We start from the raw sequence: 15145 nt of genomic DNA on the forward strand, positions 1-15145 counted from the left end.
GCTAAGACGGCCCGCGCCCCTGCAACGCCGTCTGCCAGCCGGGCAGTTCGGCCTCACGCACCGGCGCCGCACGCCGCCCGCCCCGCGCGAAGAAGTCAGCGAGCGGCAGCGTCGCCGCGCCCACCGTCACCGCGTCCGGGCCGAGGCGGCCCAGGTCGATGGTGACGCGCCCCGCCGGGTAGGAGAGGGCGTACGTGGGGATGTAGCGCTTCACCGCGGTGAGGAAGCGCTGCCCGAGCTGGAGCCCGGCCCAGCCGCCGACGAGGATCCGCTCGGGCTGGAAGAGGTTGATGAGGTCGGAGAGGCCGGCGCCGAGGTACTCGGCGGTTTCCTCGAGGACCATCAGGGCCGTCGGGTCGGCCGCGTTGTCGTCCTGCGGGTAGGCGGCGTTGAGCATGGCGGTGAGTGCGTGCTCCTCGTCCGTGCCCCCGGGCGGGCGCCCGCCTGCCTCCTGCCACCGTTCGAGCAGCGCCTCGGCACCCGCGTACGCCTCCAGGCACCCCAGCGACCCGCACCGGCACCGTCTGCCCTGCACCCGCACCGTGAGGTGCCCCCACTCGACGGCGCGGCCCTGCTCCACGTCCTCGGTGACGACGCACGCGCCGACACCCGAGCCGAACAGGACCACCACCGCGTTGCGCGTCCCGCGCCCGGCGCCGAACCACATCTCCGCCTGGCCGAGCGTCTTGGCTCCATTGTCGATGAAGTACGGTACGGAGTCGGGGAGTTGGCGCTCCCCGCGACTCGAGTCCCGCAGCAGTGACTCCAGCGGGACCGCGTTCCAGCCGATGGTCTGTCCGTGCACGACGGCACCGAGTTCGCCCTCGCGCGCGACGATTCCGGGTACGCCGATCCCGACGCCGAGCAGCCCCTCGTCCGTGACGCCCGCCGCGGCGAGCACCTCGCCGATCCCGTCGCGAATGTGCTCCGCGATGCCGCCGACGTCATGCCCCTTCAGCGTCAACGGCCTTTCGGTGCGGGCGAGTTCGGAGAGCGAGAGGTCGAAGAGTTCCACGCGTACGCGGGTCTCGCCGACGTCAACGCCGATCAGCTGACCGCGCCCCGGCGCGACCCGAAGCAGCGTACGCGGGCGCCCGCCGTCGGACTCCACGCTGCCCGCCTCCTCCACCCACCCCTCCGTCACCAGCTCGGCCACGACATTGCTGATGGAACCTGAACTCAGCCCGGTGGCGGGGCCGAGCGTGAAGCGGCTCATCGGTCCCTCGAAGTACAACCGCTGCAGTACGGCGGCGCGGTTCTCCCGCCGCAGGTCGTGCACCGTGCGCCCGTTGCGCTGCCCAGCCATGTGGTTCCTTCCGGCCTGCTCTGCCTCGAAGTTGGTTCTGTGTGACCCCTTGACGGTATCTTCCCTGCCGGTTTAACTCACGTCCTAAATTAAGTCATGAGGTCATTCAAGAGTTGAACGCAGCGCTGCCTCCAGCCGGCGCTGAGCCATCCGCCCCATGACTCCCTCCGGAAGGGACACCTGGAGCCATGCGCAGAATCCGAGCCGCCGCCGTCGGCGCCGTCACTCTCTCGCTCGCCCTCACCGCGTCCGCCTGTGGCGGCGGTTCGTCGGCGGGCGGTGAAGGGTCCAACGACTCGCCGAAGACGCTGACCTACTGGGCGTCGAACCAAGGACCCAACCTCGAGGCGGACAAGAAGATCCTCAAGCCCGAACTCGCCAAGTTCGAGAAGCAGACGGGGATCAAGGTGAAGCTCGAGGTCATCCCCTGGTCGGAGCTGCTCAACCGGATCCTGACCGCGACGACGTCGGGCCAGGGCCCCGACGTCCTGAACATCGGCAACACCTGGAGCGCGTCGCTGCAGGCCAGCGGAGCTCTGCTGCCCTGGGACGAGAAGAACTTCGCCAAGATCGGCGGCAAGGACCGCTTCGTGGAGTCAGCGCTCGGTTCGGCCGGGGCGTCGGACAAGGACCCGGCCGCCGTCCCGCTGTACTCCATGGCGTACGCCCTCTACTACAACAAAAAGATGTTCCAGGAGGCAGGCATAGACAAGGCGCCCGCCACCTGGGACGAGATGGTGGAGGACGGCAAGAAGATCTCCAAGGGCGGCAAGTGGGCCCTCGGCGCGGAGGGGGCGAACCTCTCCAACAACATCCACCAGGTCTTCGCCCTCGGCAAGCAGCACGGCGCCGACTTCTTCACCGAGGACGGCAAGCCCAACTTCACGTCTCCCGGCGCGGTCGCGGCCGTGAAGCAGTACGTCGACATGATGGGGAAGGACAAGATCGTCGCCCCTGGCAACGCCGAGTACGCGCAGAACCAGTCCCTGAGCGACTTCTCCAAGGGCAAGACCGCGATGGTGCTGTGGCAGGCCGCTGCCACCACCTTCAAGTCGCAGGGCATGAGCGACGACGAGTGGGGCGTGGCGCCGGTGCCGGTCCAGTCCGGCACGCCGGGCCAGGGCAAGGCCACCAACTCGATGGTCGCAGGCATCAACATGGCCGTCTTCAAGAACACCAAGAACATCGACGGCTCGCTGAAGTTCGTGAAGTTCATGACGAGCGACGCGGAGCAGAAGCTGCTCTGCAAGTCCTACGGCTCCGTGCCGCCCGTCAAGGCCGCACAGGAGGACGACGCCTTCGACCGCCCCGAACTGAAGGTCCTGCGCGACACCCTCGCCAAGAGCGCCGCGCCCCTGCCCCAGGTGGCCAACGAGTCGCAGTTCGAGACGGCGGTCGGCACCGCAGTGAAGAACCTCTTCGCGAACGCCGCGGCCGGTCGCGAGGTCACCACCGCGTCCGTGAAGGCCGAACTGGTCAAGGCTCAGCAGCAGATGTCCAAGCAGTGAGCGACACGACCGTGAACACTGGGACTACTGGAACCAACGGAACCACTGGAACCACGACCATCGTCCAGGGGGCGAAGGAGCCGCCCGCGACCGCCCCGGAGACGGGGCGGGGCCCGCGCCCCCGCCGTCCCGGCCGGCTCCGCCGCATCGGCCTCCCGTACCTCCTGCTGCTCCCCGCCCTCCTGCTCGAACTCCTCGTCCATCTGCTGCCGATCGTCATCGGCGCCGTGATGAGCTTCAAGGAGCTCACCCAGTTCTTCATCCGCGACTGGGGCGCCGCACCCTGGTCGGGCCTGGACAACTACAAGGTGTCGGTGGACTTCGACGCGCCGGTGGGCGAGGCACTGCTGCACTCGTTCTTCGTCACCTGCGCGTTCACGCTGCTCTCCGTCGGCCTCTGCTGGCTGATCGGGACGACCGCCGCGATCTATCTGCAGGAGACGTTCAAGGGGCGGGGCTTCCTCAGGGCGCTCTTCCTCATCCCGTACGCCCTGCCCGTCTATGCCGCTGTGATCACCTGGGGATTCATGTTCCAGCGTGACAACGGCCTCATCAACCACGTCCTGCACGACCAGTTGGGCCTCACCGACAGCGCGCCGTTCTGGCTCATCGGCGACAACAGCTTCGTGGCGCTGCTGACCGTGTCGGTGTGGAAGGGCTGGCCGTTCGCCTTCCTCATCATGATGGCCGGGCTGCAGAACATTCCCAGGGAGATGTACGAGGCGGCGGCGCTCGACGGCGCCGGGATGTGGCAGCAGATCCGCCGCATCACGCTGCCGTCCCTGCGCTCCGTCAACCAGGTCCTCGTGCTCGTCCTGTTCCTGTGGACGTTCAACGACTTCAACACGCCGTACGTCCTGTTCGGCAGGTCGGCGCCCGAAGCCGCGGACCTCATCTCGATCCACATCTACCAGTCCTCGTTCGCCACCTGGAACTTCGGCACCGGCTCCGCCATGTCCGTACTGCTTCTGCTGTTCCTGCTCGCGGTGACGGGCGTCTATCTGTGGGTCACGTCGCGCGAGAGGAAGTCCGTGCATGTCTAGCGTCCGCATGGCCACGCGGCCACGCGGGGCCGCGAAGCCCCGGTCGCCGATGGCGGCTCCCCGGTCCTTCCTCTGGTCGCGGCGGATCTTCCTGACGCTGCTCACCGGCTTCGTGCTGCTCCCGGTGTTCGTGATGGTGTCCAGCTCGCTCAAGCCCCTCGAAGACGTGTCGGGCAAGTTCCGCTGGATTCCGAGCGGGTTCACGATCCGCCCGTACATCGACATCTGGAAGACCGTTCCGCTGGCGAAGTACTTCATGAACTCGCTCATCGTGGCGGGTGCGGCCACCGTCTGCTCGGTGGTGATCGCGGTCTTCGCCGCCTACGCCGTCAGCCGCTACCAGTTCCGCGGCAAGCGCGTCTTCACGGTGACCGTCCTGTCCACCCAGATGTTCCCGGGCATCCTGTTCCTGCTGCCGCTGTTCCTGATGTACGTCAACATCGGCAACGCCACGGGGATCGCCCTGTTCGGCTCGCGGGGTGGGCTCATCCTCACCTATCTGACCTTCTCGCTGCCCTTCTCGATCTGGATGCTGATCGGGTACTTCGACTCGGTGCCGCGCGATCTGGACGAGGCGGCGCTCGTCGACGGCTGCGGGCCGATCGGCGCGCTCTTCAGGGTCGTCGTCCCCGCCGCGATCCCCGGCATCGTCGCGGTCGCCGTCTACGCCTTCATGACCGCGTGGGGAGAAGTGCTCTTCGCCTCCGTCATGACGAACGACGCCACCCGCACCCTCGCCATCGGCCTGCAGGGCTACTCCACCCAGAACGACGTCTACTGGAACCAGATCATGGCCGCGTCGCTGGTCGTGAGCATCCCGGTGGTGGCGGGCTTCCTGCTGCTCCAGCGTTATCTGGTCGCCGGCCTGACCGCCGGAGCCGTCAAGTGACCCCTTCTTCCCTTCCGTCTCATCGCCATGCAACGAACCCGTCTGAGAGGACGTCTGTGTCCGAGCTCATCGACCTTGCCGCACTCCCGCACGACTTCGCGTGGGGCACGGCCACATCGGCGTACCAGATCGAGGGGGCCGTCACCCAGGACGGCCGCTCTCCTTCGATCTGGGACACCTTCTCGCACACCCCCGGAAAGATCGACAACGACGATCACGGTGACGTGGCCTGCGACCACTACAACCGCTGGCGCGAGGACATCGCGCTGATGAAGCAACTGGGCACCAACGCCTACCGGTTGTCCCTCGCCTGGCCGCGCATCGTGCCCGGCGGCGACGGACCGCCCAACGCCAAGGGCCTCGACTTCTACGACCAGTTGATCGACGGACTGCTCGACGCGGGCATCACGCCGTCGGTGACCCTCTACCACTGGGACCTGCCGCAGGTCCTCCAGGACCGCGGCGGCTGGCCCGAGCGCGAGACGGCCGAGCACTTCGCCGCGTACGCGTCCATCGCCGCCGAGCGCTTCGGCGACCGCGTCACGCAGTGGGCCACGCTCAACGAACCCCTCTGCTCGGCCTGGATCGGCCACCTCGAAGGCCGGATGGCACCGGGTCTGACCGATCTGACCGCCGCCGTGCGCGCCTCGTACCACCTGCTGCTCGGGCACGGCCTCGCCACCCAGGCGATCCGCGCCGCGGCGCCCGGCGCGCAGATCGGCATCGTCAACAACCTCTCCACGGTCGAGCCCGCGAGCCAGCGCCCCGAGGACATCGCCGCCGCCCGCCGTGTGGACGGCCACACCAACCGCTGGTGGCTCGACCCGGTCCACGGCCGCGGCTTCCCCGCCGACATGCAAGAGGTCTACGGCGTCGAACTCCCGGAGCGTGCGGGCGACTTGGCCACCATCGCGCAGCCGCTGGACTGGCTGGGCCTGAACTACTACTTCCCGGCCACCGTCTCCGACGACCCCACGGGCCCAGCGCCCTACGCCCACGAGGTGCGCCGCGACGGCGTGCCCCGCACCGGCATGGACTGGGAGATCGACGCGAGCGGCATCGAGACGCTCCTGCTGCGCCTCACGAACGAGTACGGGGCGCGCAAGCTGTACGTCACCGAGAACGGCTCGGCCTACCCCGACGTCGTACGCCCCGACGGAACGATCGACGACGCGGAGCGCACCGACTACCTGGTCCGCCACCTCGCCGCCTGCGCGAGCGCCGCCCGCAAGGGAGCGCCCCTCGCCGGGTACTACGCCTGGTCGCTGCTCGACAACTTCGAGTGGGCCTACGGCTACGACAAGCGGTTCGGCCTCGTGCACGTCGACTACGAGACGCAGCGCCGCACCGTCAAGGGCAGCGGCCGCCGCTATGCCGACATCATCCGCGGCCACCAGGGGCGTGTGAGCCGCGCCGCCTGACAAGGCCCGCGCGTGCCGACAGCGGCTCCCGGCTCTCCGCCGATCCGGGGGCCGCTGCGGCGTCCTTGCCCCGCCTTCCTTCGTCAGTTTCCTCAGGTCGAGTTCGGGGCGGCCTTGCGGCCCTCCTTCACCGCCGCGCCCGTGCAGACGAGGCCAAGGAGGAGGGTGAGGCCGCCGATGACGACGTTGGTGAGGATGACGCCCATGTCAGGGCTCGTGCCGACGATCCACGGCGACACGATCATCCATACGCCCATGGCGCACATGGCCCAGCTCAGGCTGTACATCCTGGCCGGTGCGACGGTGAAGCCAAGCCCCAGCAGGCCGATCGCGATGCCCATGATGAGGTTGTGCGTCGCGAGGACGGGCTGGCTGGTGGTGAAGTGGACCACCCAGGGCGAGATGGCACAGAAGAGGCCCGTGAGGAACACGGGCCCGTCCACGAGTGCCGCATCGCGTCCACCGAGTACGCGGGCGTACCGATCCCGCATTTCGGATACGTCAGGGTGAGCAGCTATGTCTCCCCTGTGTGAGACGTCGGCCATGAGACTCGTCTCCTCTGATTCGTGCAGGCCTGATCACCTCGCGCGGCGGGATGTCGCGCACATTCATTCTGCTCTTATTTTTTCTTTATGTGTAGGTTTGGGTGGATTCACTTCGTGCGGAGTGGCTTTCTTTCGGGCGGCGCGTCGCGCCGACCCCCGTACGGGGGACCAGAACGCGCCGACCCCCGCTTGTGCCCGCTGGAATGGAGAGGTGACAGCGCCCCCGGACGACTGCCTCGCGCGCAACGAGTGGATCTGCGGTGAGTATCTGAGCACCCGCCGCCAGATCATCGTCGACGCGGTCCTTCAGCATCTGGAGCTGACGGCGGTCTCCGTGCTCATCGCGCTCGTCATCGCCGTCCCGCTTGCCGTCGTCGCGCGCCGCTGGGCCCTGGCGGCCGGTCCCGTGCTCGCGCTGACCACGGTCCTCTACACGATCCCCTCGCTCGCGATGTTCTCGCTGCTGCTTCCCGTGTACGGCCTCTCCGCGTCCCTGGTCGTCGCGGGACTCGTCCTGTACTCGCTGACGCTGCTCGTCCGCAACATCCTGGCCGGGCTGCGCGCCGTCCCCGAGGACACCCGGCAGGCCGCCCGTGGCATGGGCTACGGGCCGATCCGGCTGCTGCTCACCGTCGAACTCCCGCTCGCCCTTCCCGCCGCGATGGCGGGCCTGCGCATCGCCACCGTCTCCGCGGTCTCCCTCGTCACGGTCGGCGCGATCGTCGGCTTCGGCGGGCTCGGCAACCTCATCTACGCGGGCATGAACACCTACTTCAAGGCGCAGGTGCTCACCGCCTCCGTGCTGTGTGTCGTCATCGCCGTACTGGCGGATCTGCTGCTCCTCGGCGTGCAGCGGATCCTCACTCCGTGGACGAGGGCGGTCCGCTCATGAACACCATCACCGATGCCTGGCAGTGGCTCACCGACTCGGCGCACTGGGCGGGTGACGACGGCATCTGGCACCGGCTCACCCAGCACCTCGTCCTCACTGTGGTCTGCCTGGTGCTGAGCTGTCTGATCGCCCTTCCGGTCGCGCTCGTCCTCGGCCACCTCGGCAAGGGCGGGGCCCTCGCGGTCAACATCTCCAACGTCGGCCGCGCGGTCCCGACCTTCGCGGTCCTCGTCCTGCTCCTTCTCACCCCCATCGGGCAGTGGGGCGAGGGGCCCACCGTCGTCGCGCTCGTCCTGTTCGCCGTGCCGCCGCTGCTCACCAACGCGTACGTCGGGATGCGCGGGGTCGACCGCAGCGTCGTACAGGCCGCGCGCGGCATGGGAATGACGGGACGGCAGATGCTGTGGCGGGTCGAGCTGCCGCTCGCGATGCCGCTGGTCCTGAGCGGGGTGCGGATCGCCGCCGTGCAGCTCGTGGCCACCGCCACGATCGCGGCGCTCGCGGGCGGCGGGGGTCTCGGCAGGATCATCACGGCCGGGTTCAACCTCGCGAGCACCCCGCAGGTGGTGGCGGGCGCCGTCCTTGTCGCCGTGTTCGCGCTGATTGTCGAGGGACTCTTCGAGATCGGCGAACGGCTCGCTCCGGGGTGGGCGCGGGGGAGAGGGCGGACCGGATGAGGCGGCACACGGGGCGACGTAAGGGGCTGCATACGGCGCGGGGTGCGACGGCTGCCGCGGTCGGGATCGCCCTGCTGCTCTCCGGGTGTGCGTCGGGGCCGTCCCTGGAGACCCAGGGCGAGGTCACCGCGCCGCCCGGCGACAGTCATCACCTGGTCGTCGGTTCGGCGGGATTCACCGAGAGCGATCTGCTCGCCCAGATGTACTCCCTGCTCCTGCAGAAGGCCGGATACGGAGCGGAGATCCTCTCCGTGGCCAACCGCGAGCTGTACGAACCCGCCCTGGAGTCCGGGCAGATCGACGTCGTCCCCGAGTACGCGGCGACGTTCGCGGACTGGCTGAACGCCAAGAAGAACGGCGCGGACGCCGAGCCGGTCGGATCGCCCGACCTCGACGCCACCCTGAGCGCCCTGCGCGGCCTCGCGACCCCGCGTGGCCTCACCGTCCTCGATCCGGGCAAGGCCGTCGACCAGAACGCGTTCGCCGTCACCGCGTCCTACGCCGAGCAGCACCGCCTCAAGACACTGAGCGACCTCGGCAAGTCCGGCCTGAAGGTACGCCTCGCCGCGGGTGACGAATGCGTGCAACGCCCATACTGCGAACCCGGTCTGAAGCAGGTCTACGGCATCGACATCACCTCCGTCGACCCCAAGGGCGTGGGCACGACCCAGGCGAAGAAGGCCGTGCAGAGCGGTCAGGACCAGATGGTCCTGACGACATCGACGGACGCCACGCTCGACGACTTCGGGCTCGTCCTCCTCAAGGACGACAAGAAACTCCAGAACGCCGACTACATCGTCCCGGTCGTCAACCGCTCCCGCGCGGGCAGTGAGGGCGTCGCGAAGGCACTCGGCCGCCTCAACGCCGTACTGACGACGGCGGACCTGGCGTCCATGAACGAACAGGTGGACAGCTGGCGGCGGCTGCCCGAGGACGTGGCGCGGACCTACCTGGAGGACAAGGGGCTGCTGTAGCCCACGACCGGCCTACGAACCGCTGACGACCCGTTCACGACCGGCCCACGACCAGTGAGGTCTACGCGTCGGCCACGGAGTCGAAATCCACCTGATCCCGGGCCACGCCCTGCGCGTCGGCGTCCACCGAGCGGCGCAGGGCCTCGTGCAGCTTCGCCGGGGTCAGCACGCCGAGGAAGCGTGCTCCGTCCAGGACCGCGACCCAGCCCGCGTCGTGCTGGAGCATCACGCCGAACGCCTGCTTGAGCGGGGCGCCGACCGGTACCCACGCCTTCATACGGTGGGCCAGATCGCCCACCCTGCCGCCCCCACCGGCGAGGGCCACCTCGTCGATGCCGACCCAGCCGTGCAGATCTCCGTCCGCGTCCAGGACGACGCCCCAGCGGGCGTCGTCCTCGCGAAGGCGGGCCGCGGCGTGCGCGGCGGACTCGTCCAGGCGCACCACCGACGGCTGCTCCAGGTCGTCCGCCTGGATCTCGGTGACCGACAGACGCTTCAGGCCCCGGTCGGCGCCCACGAACTCGGCGACGTACGGCGTCGCAGGGGTGCCGAGCACCGCCCCGGGCGTGTCGAACTGCTCGATGCGCCCCTGCCCGTACACCGCGATCCGGTCACCGAGCCTGACGGCCTCCTCGATGTCGTGCGTGACCAGGAGAACCGTCTTGCGGACGGCCGCCTGCATCCGCAGGAACTCGTCCTGCAGCTGCTCACGCACCACCGGGTCGACCGCCCCGAACGGTTCGTCCATGAGGAGTACGGGCGGATCGGCCGCGAGGGCGCGTGCCACGCCGACGCGCTGGCGCTGACCGCCGGACAGCTGCTCGGGGTAGCGGGAGCCGTACGTCTTCGGGTCGAGGCCCACCAGGTCGAGCAGCTCGGCCGCGCGCGCCCGCGCCTTCGCCTTCTTCCAGCCGACGAGCGCGGGGACGGTCGCCGTGTTGTCGAGAACCGTCCGGTGCGGGAAGAGCCCCACCTGCTGGATGACATAGCCGATACGGCGGCGAAGGCGGACCGGGTCGACGTCCGCGATGTTCTCGCCGTTCACGAAGATGCGGCCCGCGGTCGGCTCGATGAGACGGTTCACCATCATCATCGTGGTCGTCTTGCCGCACCCGGACGGTCCGACGAGCGTGACCAGTTCACCCTGGGCGACCTCGAAGGACAGGTCGTCCACGGCCATCGTGCCGTCCGGGTAGCGCTTGCTCACCTGCTCGAACCGGATCATGCACTCACGCTAACCGCGGCCTTCAGACTCCGCTCACCAGCACCACCTCCAGGGTGCGCGGGCCGTGCACGCCCTCCACCCGGTCCAGTTCGATGTCGCTGGTCGCGGACGGTCCCGAGATCCAGGTCAGCGGACGGACAGGATCGAGCCGTTCGAGTGCCTGCGGCACTGAGGAGACGACCTGGTCCGGGACCCGCACGACGCAGATGTGGTGATCGGGGACGAGCGTGATGCGTCGGCGGCCCTGGTCGGGGCCGCCGTCCAGGACGATCGTGCCGGTCTCGGCCACGGCCACCGCGCAGCCGGTGACCACGCTGCTGACTTCGTCAAGATCGCTCGGGGTGCTCGTGGCGCGGTCGGCGACACGGGTCGCGTCGGTGGCCTCGAGCCAGTGCGGCGGCAGCCCTGGCGGCACGAGCACGGTCCGCGCGTCGCGTGCCGCGAGCAGACGCGTGAGCAGCTCGGGCAACTCCTCGTCCGTGCAGCGGTGCACGAGCGCGCGATAGTCGGCGAGGTTCTCCGCGAGCAGCTCGACGGTCTGCTCGGTCGTGCGGTTGCCGTGCTCGCGCAGGTAGTCGCGGGGGACGGAGGTGTCGTAGGTGTCCTTCTGCTCCACGTCCCGTACGTCCGCAAGGGCCCGTCGGACGCGCCCCAGGATCTGGTCCCTGCTGCTCACTTCTTGCCGCCCTTCTCCGCCCGGCCGCCGTTCGTACGCCGCCACCAGTCGCGGAACGGCTCCGCAGGCACCTTCGGCAGATCCCGCGTCGCGCTCCACGCCTGGCCGGGGCCGGGAAGCGTGCGCGGATGGAAGCGCCGAGTGCCGGACGCAAGCCGCTGCCCGGCCCGCAGCACCCCCGGACGGCCGAACGCCAAGGCCGCCGCACGCATCGCGGCCCGCTCGGAGGCGTGCCCCTTCGCGGGCCGCAGGGTCACCTTCGTGCCGTGCCGCACCACTTCGCCGCCCTGGACCACCCGCTCCCGCAGGTGGACGAGGACTTCGGGGATGTCGATGGCTACCGGGCACACCTCGTAGCAGGCGCCGCAGAGGGACGACGCGTAAGGGAGCGAGGCGTCGATCTCGCTCTGGGTGCCCCGGAGCTGAGGGCTGAGGATCGCTCCGATGGGGCCGGGGTAGACCGAGCCGTACGCGTGGCCGCCCGCTCGTTCGTACACGGGGCAGACGTTGAGACAGGCCGAGCAGCGGATGCAGCGCAGTGCCTGGCGGCCCACCTCGTCGGCGAGCGTGTCGGTGCGGCCGTTGTCGAGGAGCACCAGGTGGAAGGTGCTCGGGCCGTCCTCCTGCGTAGTGCCGGTCCACATCGACGTGTACGGGTTCATCCGCTCGGCCGTCGAGGAGCGCGGGAGCGTCTGGAGGAAGACCTCCAGGTCCCGCCAGGTCGGCACGATCTTCTCGATGCCGACGACCGAGATCAGCGTCTCGGGGAGCGTGAGGCACATACGGCCGTTGCCCTCCGACTCGACGACCACCAGCGTGCCCGTCTCGGCGACCATGAAGTTCGCCCCCGAGACGCCGACCTTGGCGCGCAGGAACTTCTCCCGGAGGTGGAGACGGGCGGCCTCGGCGAGTTCGGCCGGGGTGTCGGTGAGCCCGTCCGGGGCGGGGCGGCCCCACTCGCTCATCTCGCGCGCGAAGATCTCGCGGATCTCGCCGCGGTTGCGGTGGATGGCGGGCACGAGGATGTGCGAGGGGCGGTCCTTGCCGAGCTGCACGATGAGCTCGGCGAGGTCGGTCTCGTAGGCGTGGATGCCCTCGGCCTCCAGCGCTTCGTTGAGGCCGATCTCCTGGGTGGCCATCGACTTGACCTTGACCACCTCATGCTTCCCGATGTCGCTGCGGCCGGCGTCCTTGACCAGCGCGGTCACGATGCGGTTCGCCTCGTCGGCGTCCGCCGCCCAGTGCACGGTGCCGCCCGCCGCGGTGACCGACTCCTCCAGCTGGACCAGATACTGCTCCAGGTTGCGCAGAGTGTGGTCCTTGATCCGCTTGCCCGCCTCGCGGAGCTGCGCCCAGTCGTCCAGCTCGGCGACCGCGCGGGCCCGTTTGTCGCGGATGGTGTGCGTGGCGTGCCGCAGATTGGCGCGCAGGGTCTTGTTGCCGACGGCCTCGCGGGCCGCCGCCGGGAAGGCGGGCATCCCTACGAACGTGCCGTTCGTGCCGCTCATGACAGGGGCTCCTGTTCCGTGCTCGCCAGGATCTCAGCGATGTGGACCGGGCGTACGCCGCTCCTGAGGCGGGTCATCGTGCCCCCGATGTGCATCAGGCAGGAGTTGTCCGCCGCGCACAGGGTGTCGGCGCCCGTCGACTCGGCGTTGCGCACCTTGTCCGTGCCCATCGCCGACGAGACATCGGAGTTCTTCATGGCGAAGGTGCCGCCGAAGCCGCAGCACTCCTCCGCGCCGGGGAGCTCGACCAGTTCAAGACCCTTGACCGCCTGGAGCAGCCGGGTGGGACGGTCGCCAAGGCCGAGACTGCGCAGTCCGTGACAGGTCGGGTGGTACGTCACCGTGTGCGGGTAGTACGCCCCGACGTCCGTCACACCGAGGATGTCCACCAGGAACTCGGTGAGTTCGTACGTCTTGGGGACGACGGGCGCCAGCGTGGCCGCCAGGCCGTGACCGCGTCCCTCTGAGCGGGCCCGTTCTCCCATGCGGGGGTACAGCTCGCGGACCATCGCGCCGCACGAGCCGGAGGGCGTCACGATCGCGTCGTACTCGTCCGAACCGAAAACATCGGAGAAGTGACGGGCCAGCGGCTCTGCTTGGTGGCGGTAACCCGTGTTGTAGTGCGCCTGCCCGCAGCAGGTCTGCGCCATCGGGAAGTCGACGTGAACTCCCAGTCTGGTCAGCAGTTTCACCACCGCTCGTCCTGTGTCGGGGTAGAGCGTGTCGTTGACACAGGTCAGGAACAGAGCGACTCGCATCGCGGGTTCCTCCTCGTCGGTCATCGGATGGATGCAGCGTATGCGCTACGCGCGCTTTGCGGGAGTCATGATGCCGGGACGCGTCGCGCGGCCTCGTCCCATGCCGCGCGCCGCACCGGGTCACTGGTCGGCTCGTAGCGAGTCACCTGCTGGGTGCGGGCCAGCAGGGCGCGCATCTCATGGCGGTCGCGCAGGAGGCCGTGCGCTCTCGCCTGTACGAGGACGTTGCCGAGTGCGGCTGCCTCTGCCGGGCCCGCGACGACGGGCAGCCCGCAGGCGTCGGCGGTCAGTTGGCACAGGAGGGCGTTGCGGGCGCCGCCGCCGACTATGTGGACGACGTCCACGGCCCGGTCCGCGAGGCGTTGGGCGTCCTCGACGGCGCGGCGGTGGGCCAGCGCCAGGGAGTCGAGGATGCAGCGCGTGGTCTCGGCGGGGGTGCCGGGGGCGGGCTGGCCCGTGGCCCGGCAGGCCTGGGCGATGCGGTGCGGCATGTCGCCGGGGGACAGGAAGGCGGGGTCGGCGGCGTCGACGAGTGAGCGGAGGGCGGGGGTGGTGGCGGCCTCGTGGAGGAGGGTTTCCAGGTCGGGGGCGCCGGCGGTGGTGGGGGTGCCGGCGCCGGTGTCGGTGGTGGTGTGGGTTTCGGTGGCCGCCCAGGTGCGCAGGCACTCCTGGAGCAGCCACAGGCCCATGATGTTGCGCAGGTAGCGGACCGTGCCATCGATGCCCAGCTCGTTGGTGAAGTTGGCTTCGCGGCTTTCCTCCGTGCGGATGGGGGCGGTCAGTTCCAGGCCCGCGAGCGACCATGTGCCGGTGCAGATGTAGGCGAAGTTCTCGGTGGTGGCGGGGACAGCGGCTACCGCTGACGCGGTGTCGTGGGAGGCGACCGTTGTGACGGGGGTGGGTCTGGTGAGGCCGGTGTCATCCAGGACCTGAGGAAGCAGGTGGCCCGCGAGGTCGCCGGGGCGGCGCAGGGAAGGGAACAGGCCGAGGTCGATGCCGAGGCGCGCCGCCACCTCCTGGGACCAGTCTCCTGTACCGGGGTCCATGAGCTGCGTGGTGGAGGCGTTGGTCAGCTCTGTGCCGAGTTCGCCCGTCAGCCAGTACGTCAGCAGATCCGGGATGAGCAGCAGGTGCTTTGCTGCCTTCAGTTGGGCTGATCCCTGAGCGGCCATGAGTTGGTACAGGGTGTTGAACGGGGCGTGCTGGATGCCCGTAGCGGCGTAGAGCTCGGTGGCCGGGACGGTCGCCCATGCCTTGGCCGCGATGCCCTCGGTGCGGGGGTCCCGGTAGTGCACCGGATTGCCGAGGAGTGCGCCGTCGGCGTCCAACAGGCCGTAGTCGACTGCCCAGCCGTCTATGCCGATGGAGGTGAGGGGGGTGGCGGAGCCCGCGGCGCGGAGACCGTCGAGGATTCCGGCGTACAGGGAGAGGACGTCCCAGTGCAGGGTGCCTGCGGCGCGGACCGGGCGGTTGGGGAAGCGGTGTGCCTCTTGGAGGTCGAGGGTGTCGGGGCCTGTCCTGGCCACCATGACGCGTCCGCTGGAGGCGCCCAGGTCGATCGCGGCGAAGCGGTGGGGTGAGCGGGGGTTGGGCATGGTGGCTCGCAGGGTTGAAGGTCGGGTGCGGGTGCGGGTGCGGGTGTTCGGTGGTCGCGTGGTGCGGCTTGAGGGCGGGGCCGCGCCGGTATGTCCGTCCTCGCCATCCGCTGGTGGGCGCCGGTTAC

General features: G+C 69.4%; 14 protein-coding genes. 7 read left to right on the plus strand and 7 right to left on the minus strand.

The features are described 5' to 3' along the window. Window position 1 precedes the first annotated feature (1 nt). The gene (locus ACWFRJ_RS02095; RefSeq protein WP_453524195.1) at window positions 2-1306 is read right to left on the minus strand and encodes an ROK family transcriptional regulator; all 1305 of its coding nucleotides are present in this window, start codon (window positions 1304-1306) and stop codon (window positions 2-4) included. Window positions 1307-1494: 188 nt separating this feature from the next. On the opposite strand from ACWFRJ_RS02095, the gene ACWFRJ_RS02100 reads away from it, so the two are divergent. Genes ACWFRJ_RS02100 through ACWFRJ_RS02115 form a run of 4 tightly spaced genes read left to right on the plus strand, consistent with a single transcriptional unit; the run spans window position 1495 to window position 6167 of the window. Beyond that, window positions 1495-2814: an ABC transporter substrate-binding protein gene (locus ACWFRJ_RS02100; protein ID WP_453524198.1), complete on the plus strand. Its 1320-nt coding sequence runs from the start codon at window positions 1495-1497 to the stop codon at window positions 2812-2814. 59 nt (window positions 2815-2873) lie between these two features. After that, a complete protein-coding gene (locus ACWFRJ_RS02105) occupies window positions 2874-3857 on the plus strand; it encodes a carbohydrate ABC transporter permease (RefSeq protein ID WP_453525043.1) in 984 nt (327 codons plus the stop codon). Then, window positions 3850-4746: a carbohydrate ABC transporter permease gene (locus tag ACWFRJ_RS02110; RefSeq protein WP_453524201.1), complete on the plus strand. Its 897-nt coding sequence runs from the start codon at window positions 3850-3852 to the stop codon at window positions 4744-4746. Before ACWFRJ_RS02105 ends, ACWFRJ_RS02110 begins: the two co-directional genes overlap by 8 nt. A 56-nt stretch (window positions 4747-4802) precedes the next feature. After that, the gene (locus tag ACWFRJ_RS02115; protein WP_453524203.1) at window positions 4803-6167 is read left to right on the plus strand and encodes a GH1 family beta-glucosidase; all 1365 of its coding nucleotides are present in this window, start codon (window positions 4803-4805) and stop codon (window positions 6165-6167) included. Window positions 6168-6259: 92 nt separating this feature from the next. Here the strand turns inward: ACWFRJ_RS02115 and ACWFRJ_RS02120 are convergent, their stop codons facing one another. Further along, entirely contained in the window at window positions 6260-6712 is a 453-nt protein-coding gene (locus tag ACWFRJ_RS02120) for an SPW repeat protein (RefSeq protein WP_453524206.1), read from the minus strand. A gap of 211 nt (window positions 6713-6923) precedes the next feature. Here ACWFRJ_RS02120 and ACWFRJ_RS02125 point away from each other — a divergent pair, with 211 nt between their 5' ends. The 3 genes from ACWFRJ_RS02125 to ACWFRJ_RS02135 are packed head-to-tail and all read left to right on the plus strand — an operon-like array spanning window position 6924 to window position 9255. Then, the gene (locus ACWFRJ_RS02125) at window positions 6924-7604 is read left to right on the plus strand and encodes an ABC transporter permease (RefSeq protein ID WP_249591883.1); all 681 of its coding nucleotides are present in this window, start codon (window positions 6924-6926) and stop codon (window positions 7602-7604) included. Beyond that, a complete protein-coding gene (locus tag ACWFRJ_RS02130) occupies window positions 7601-8281 on the plus strand; it encodes an ABC transporter permease (RefSeq protein WP_453524209.1) in 681 nt (226 codons plus the stop codon). Before ACWFRJ_RS02125 ends, ACWFRJ_RS02130 begins: the two co-directional genes overlap by 4 nt. Beyond that, a complete protein-coding gene (locus ACWFRJ_RS02135; RefSeq protein WP_453524212.1) occupies window positions 8278-9255 on the plus strand; it encodes an ABC transporter substrate-binding protein in 978 nt (325 codons plus the stop codon). Before ACWFRJ_RS02130 ends, ACWFRJ_RS02135 begins: the two co-directional genes overlap by 4 nt. Before the next feature lie 61 nt (window positions 9256-9316). Here ACWFRJ_RS02135 and ACWFRJ_RS02140 read toward each other — a convergent pair whose 3' ends face one another. The 5 genes from ACWFRJ_RS02140 to ACWFRJ_RS02160 all read right to left on the minus strand — a co-directional run bounded on the left by ACWFRJ_RS02140 (window position 9317) and on the right by ACWFRJ_RS02160 (window position 15017). Beyond that, window positions 9317-10480 carry an ABC transporter ATP-binding protein gene (locus ACWFRJ_RS02140; RefSeq protein ID WP_453524215.1) on the minus strand — a complete coding sequence of 388 codons (1164 nt, stop codon included), beginning with the start codon at window positions 10478-10480 and terminating at the stop codon, window positions 9317-9319. A gap of 22 nt (window positions 10481-10502) precedes the next feature. Next, the gene (locus tag ACWFRJ_RS02145) at window positions 10503-11156 is read right to left on the minus strand and encodes a LutC/YkgG family protein (protein WP_453524217.1); all 654 of its coding nucleotides are present in this window, start codon (window positions 11154-11156) and stop codon (window positions 10503-10505) included. Next, window positions 11153-12664 (minus strand): lactate utilization protein B, encoded by a 1512-nt coding sequence (locus tag ACWFRJ_RS02150; protein WP_453524219.1) that lies wholly within the window; start codon window positions 12662-12664, stop codon window positions 11153-11155. The genes ACWFRJ_RS02145 and ACWFRJ_RS02150 overlap by 4 nt, the downstream gene beginning before the upstream one ends. Then, complete coding sequence (locus ACWFRJ_RS02155; protein WP_453524221.1) at window positions 12661-13422, minus strand: (Fe-S)-binding protein; 762 nt, start codon at window positions 13420-13422, stop codon at window positions 12661-12663. The genes ACWFRJ_RS02150 and ACWFRJ_RS02155 overlap by 4 nt, the downstream gene beginning before the upstream one ends. Before the next feature lie 65 nt (window positions 13423-13487). Further along, the gene (locus ACWFRJ_RS02160; RefSeq protein ID WP_453524223.1) at window positions 13488-15017 is read right to left on the minus strand and encodes a rhamnulokinase; all 1530 of its coding nucleotides are present in this window, start codon (window positions 15015-15017) and stop codon (window positions 13488-13490) included. Window positions 15018-15145: the final 128 nt, after the last annotated feature.

This window comes from Streptomyces sp. NPDC055239 (genome assembly GCF_053606205.1).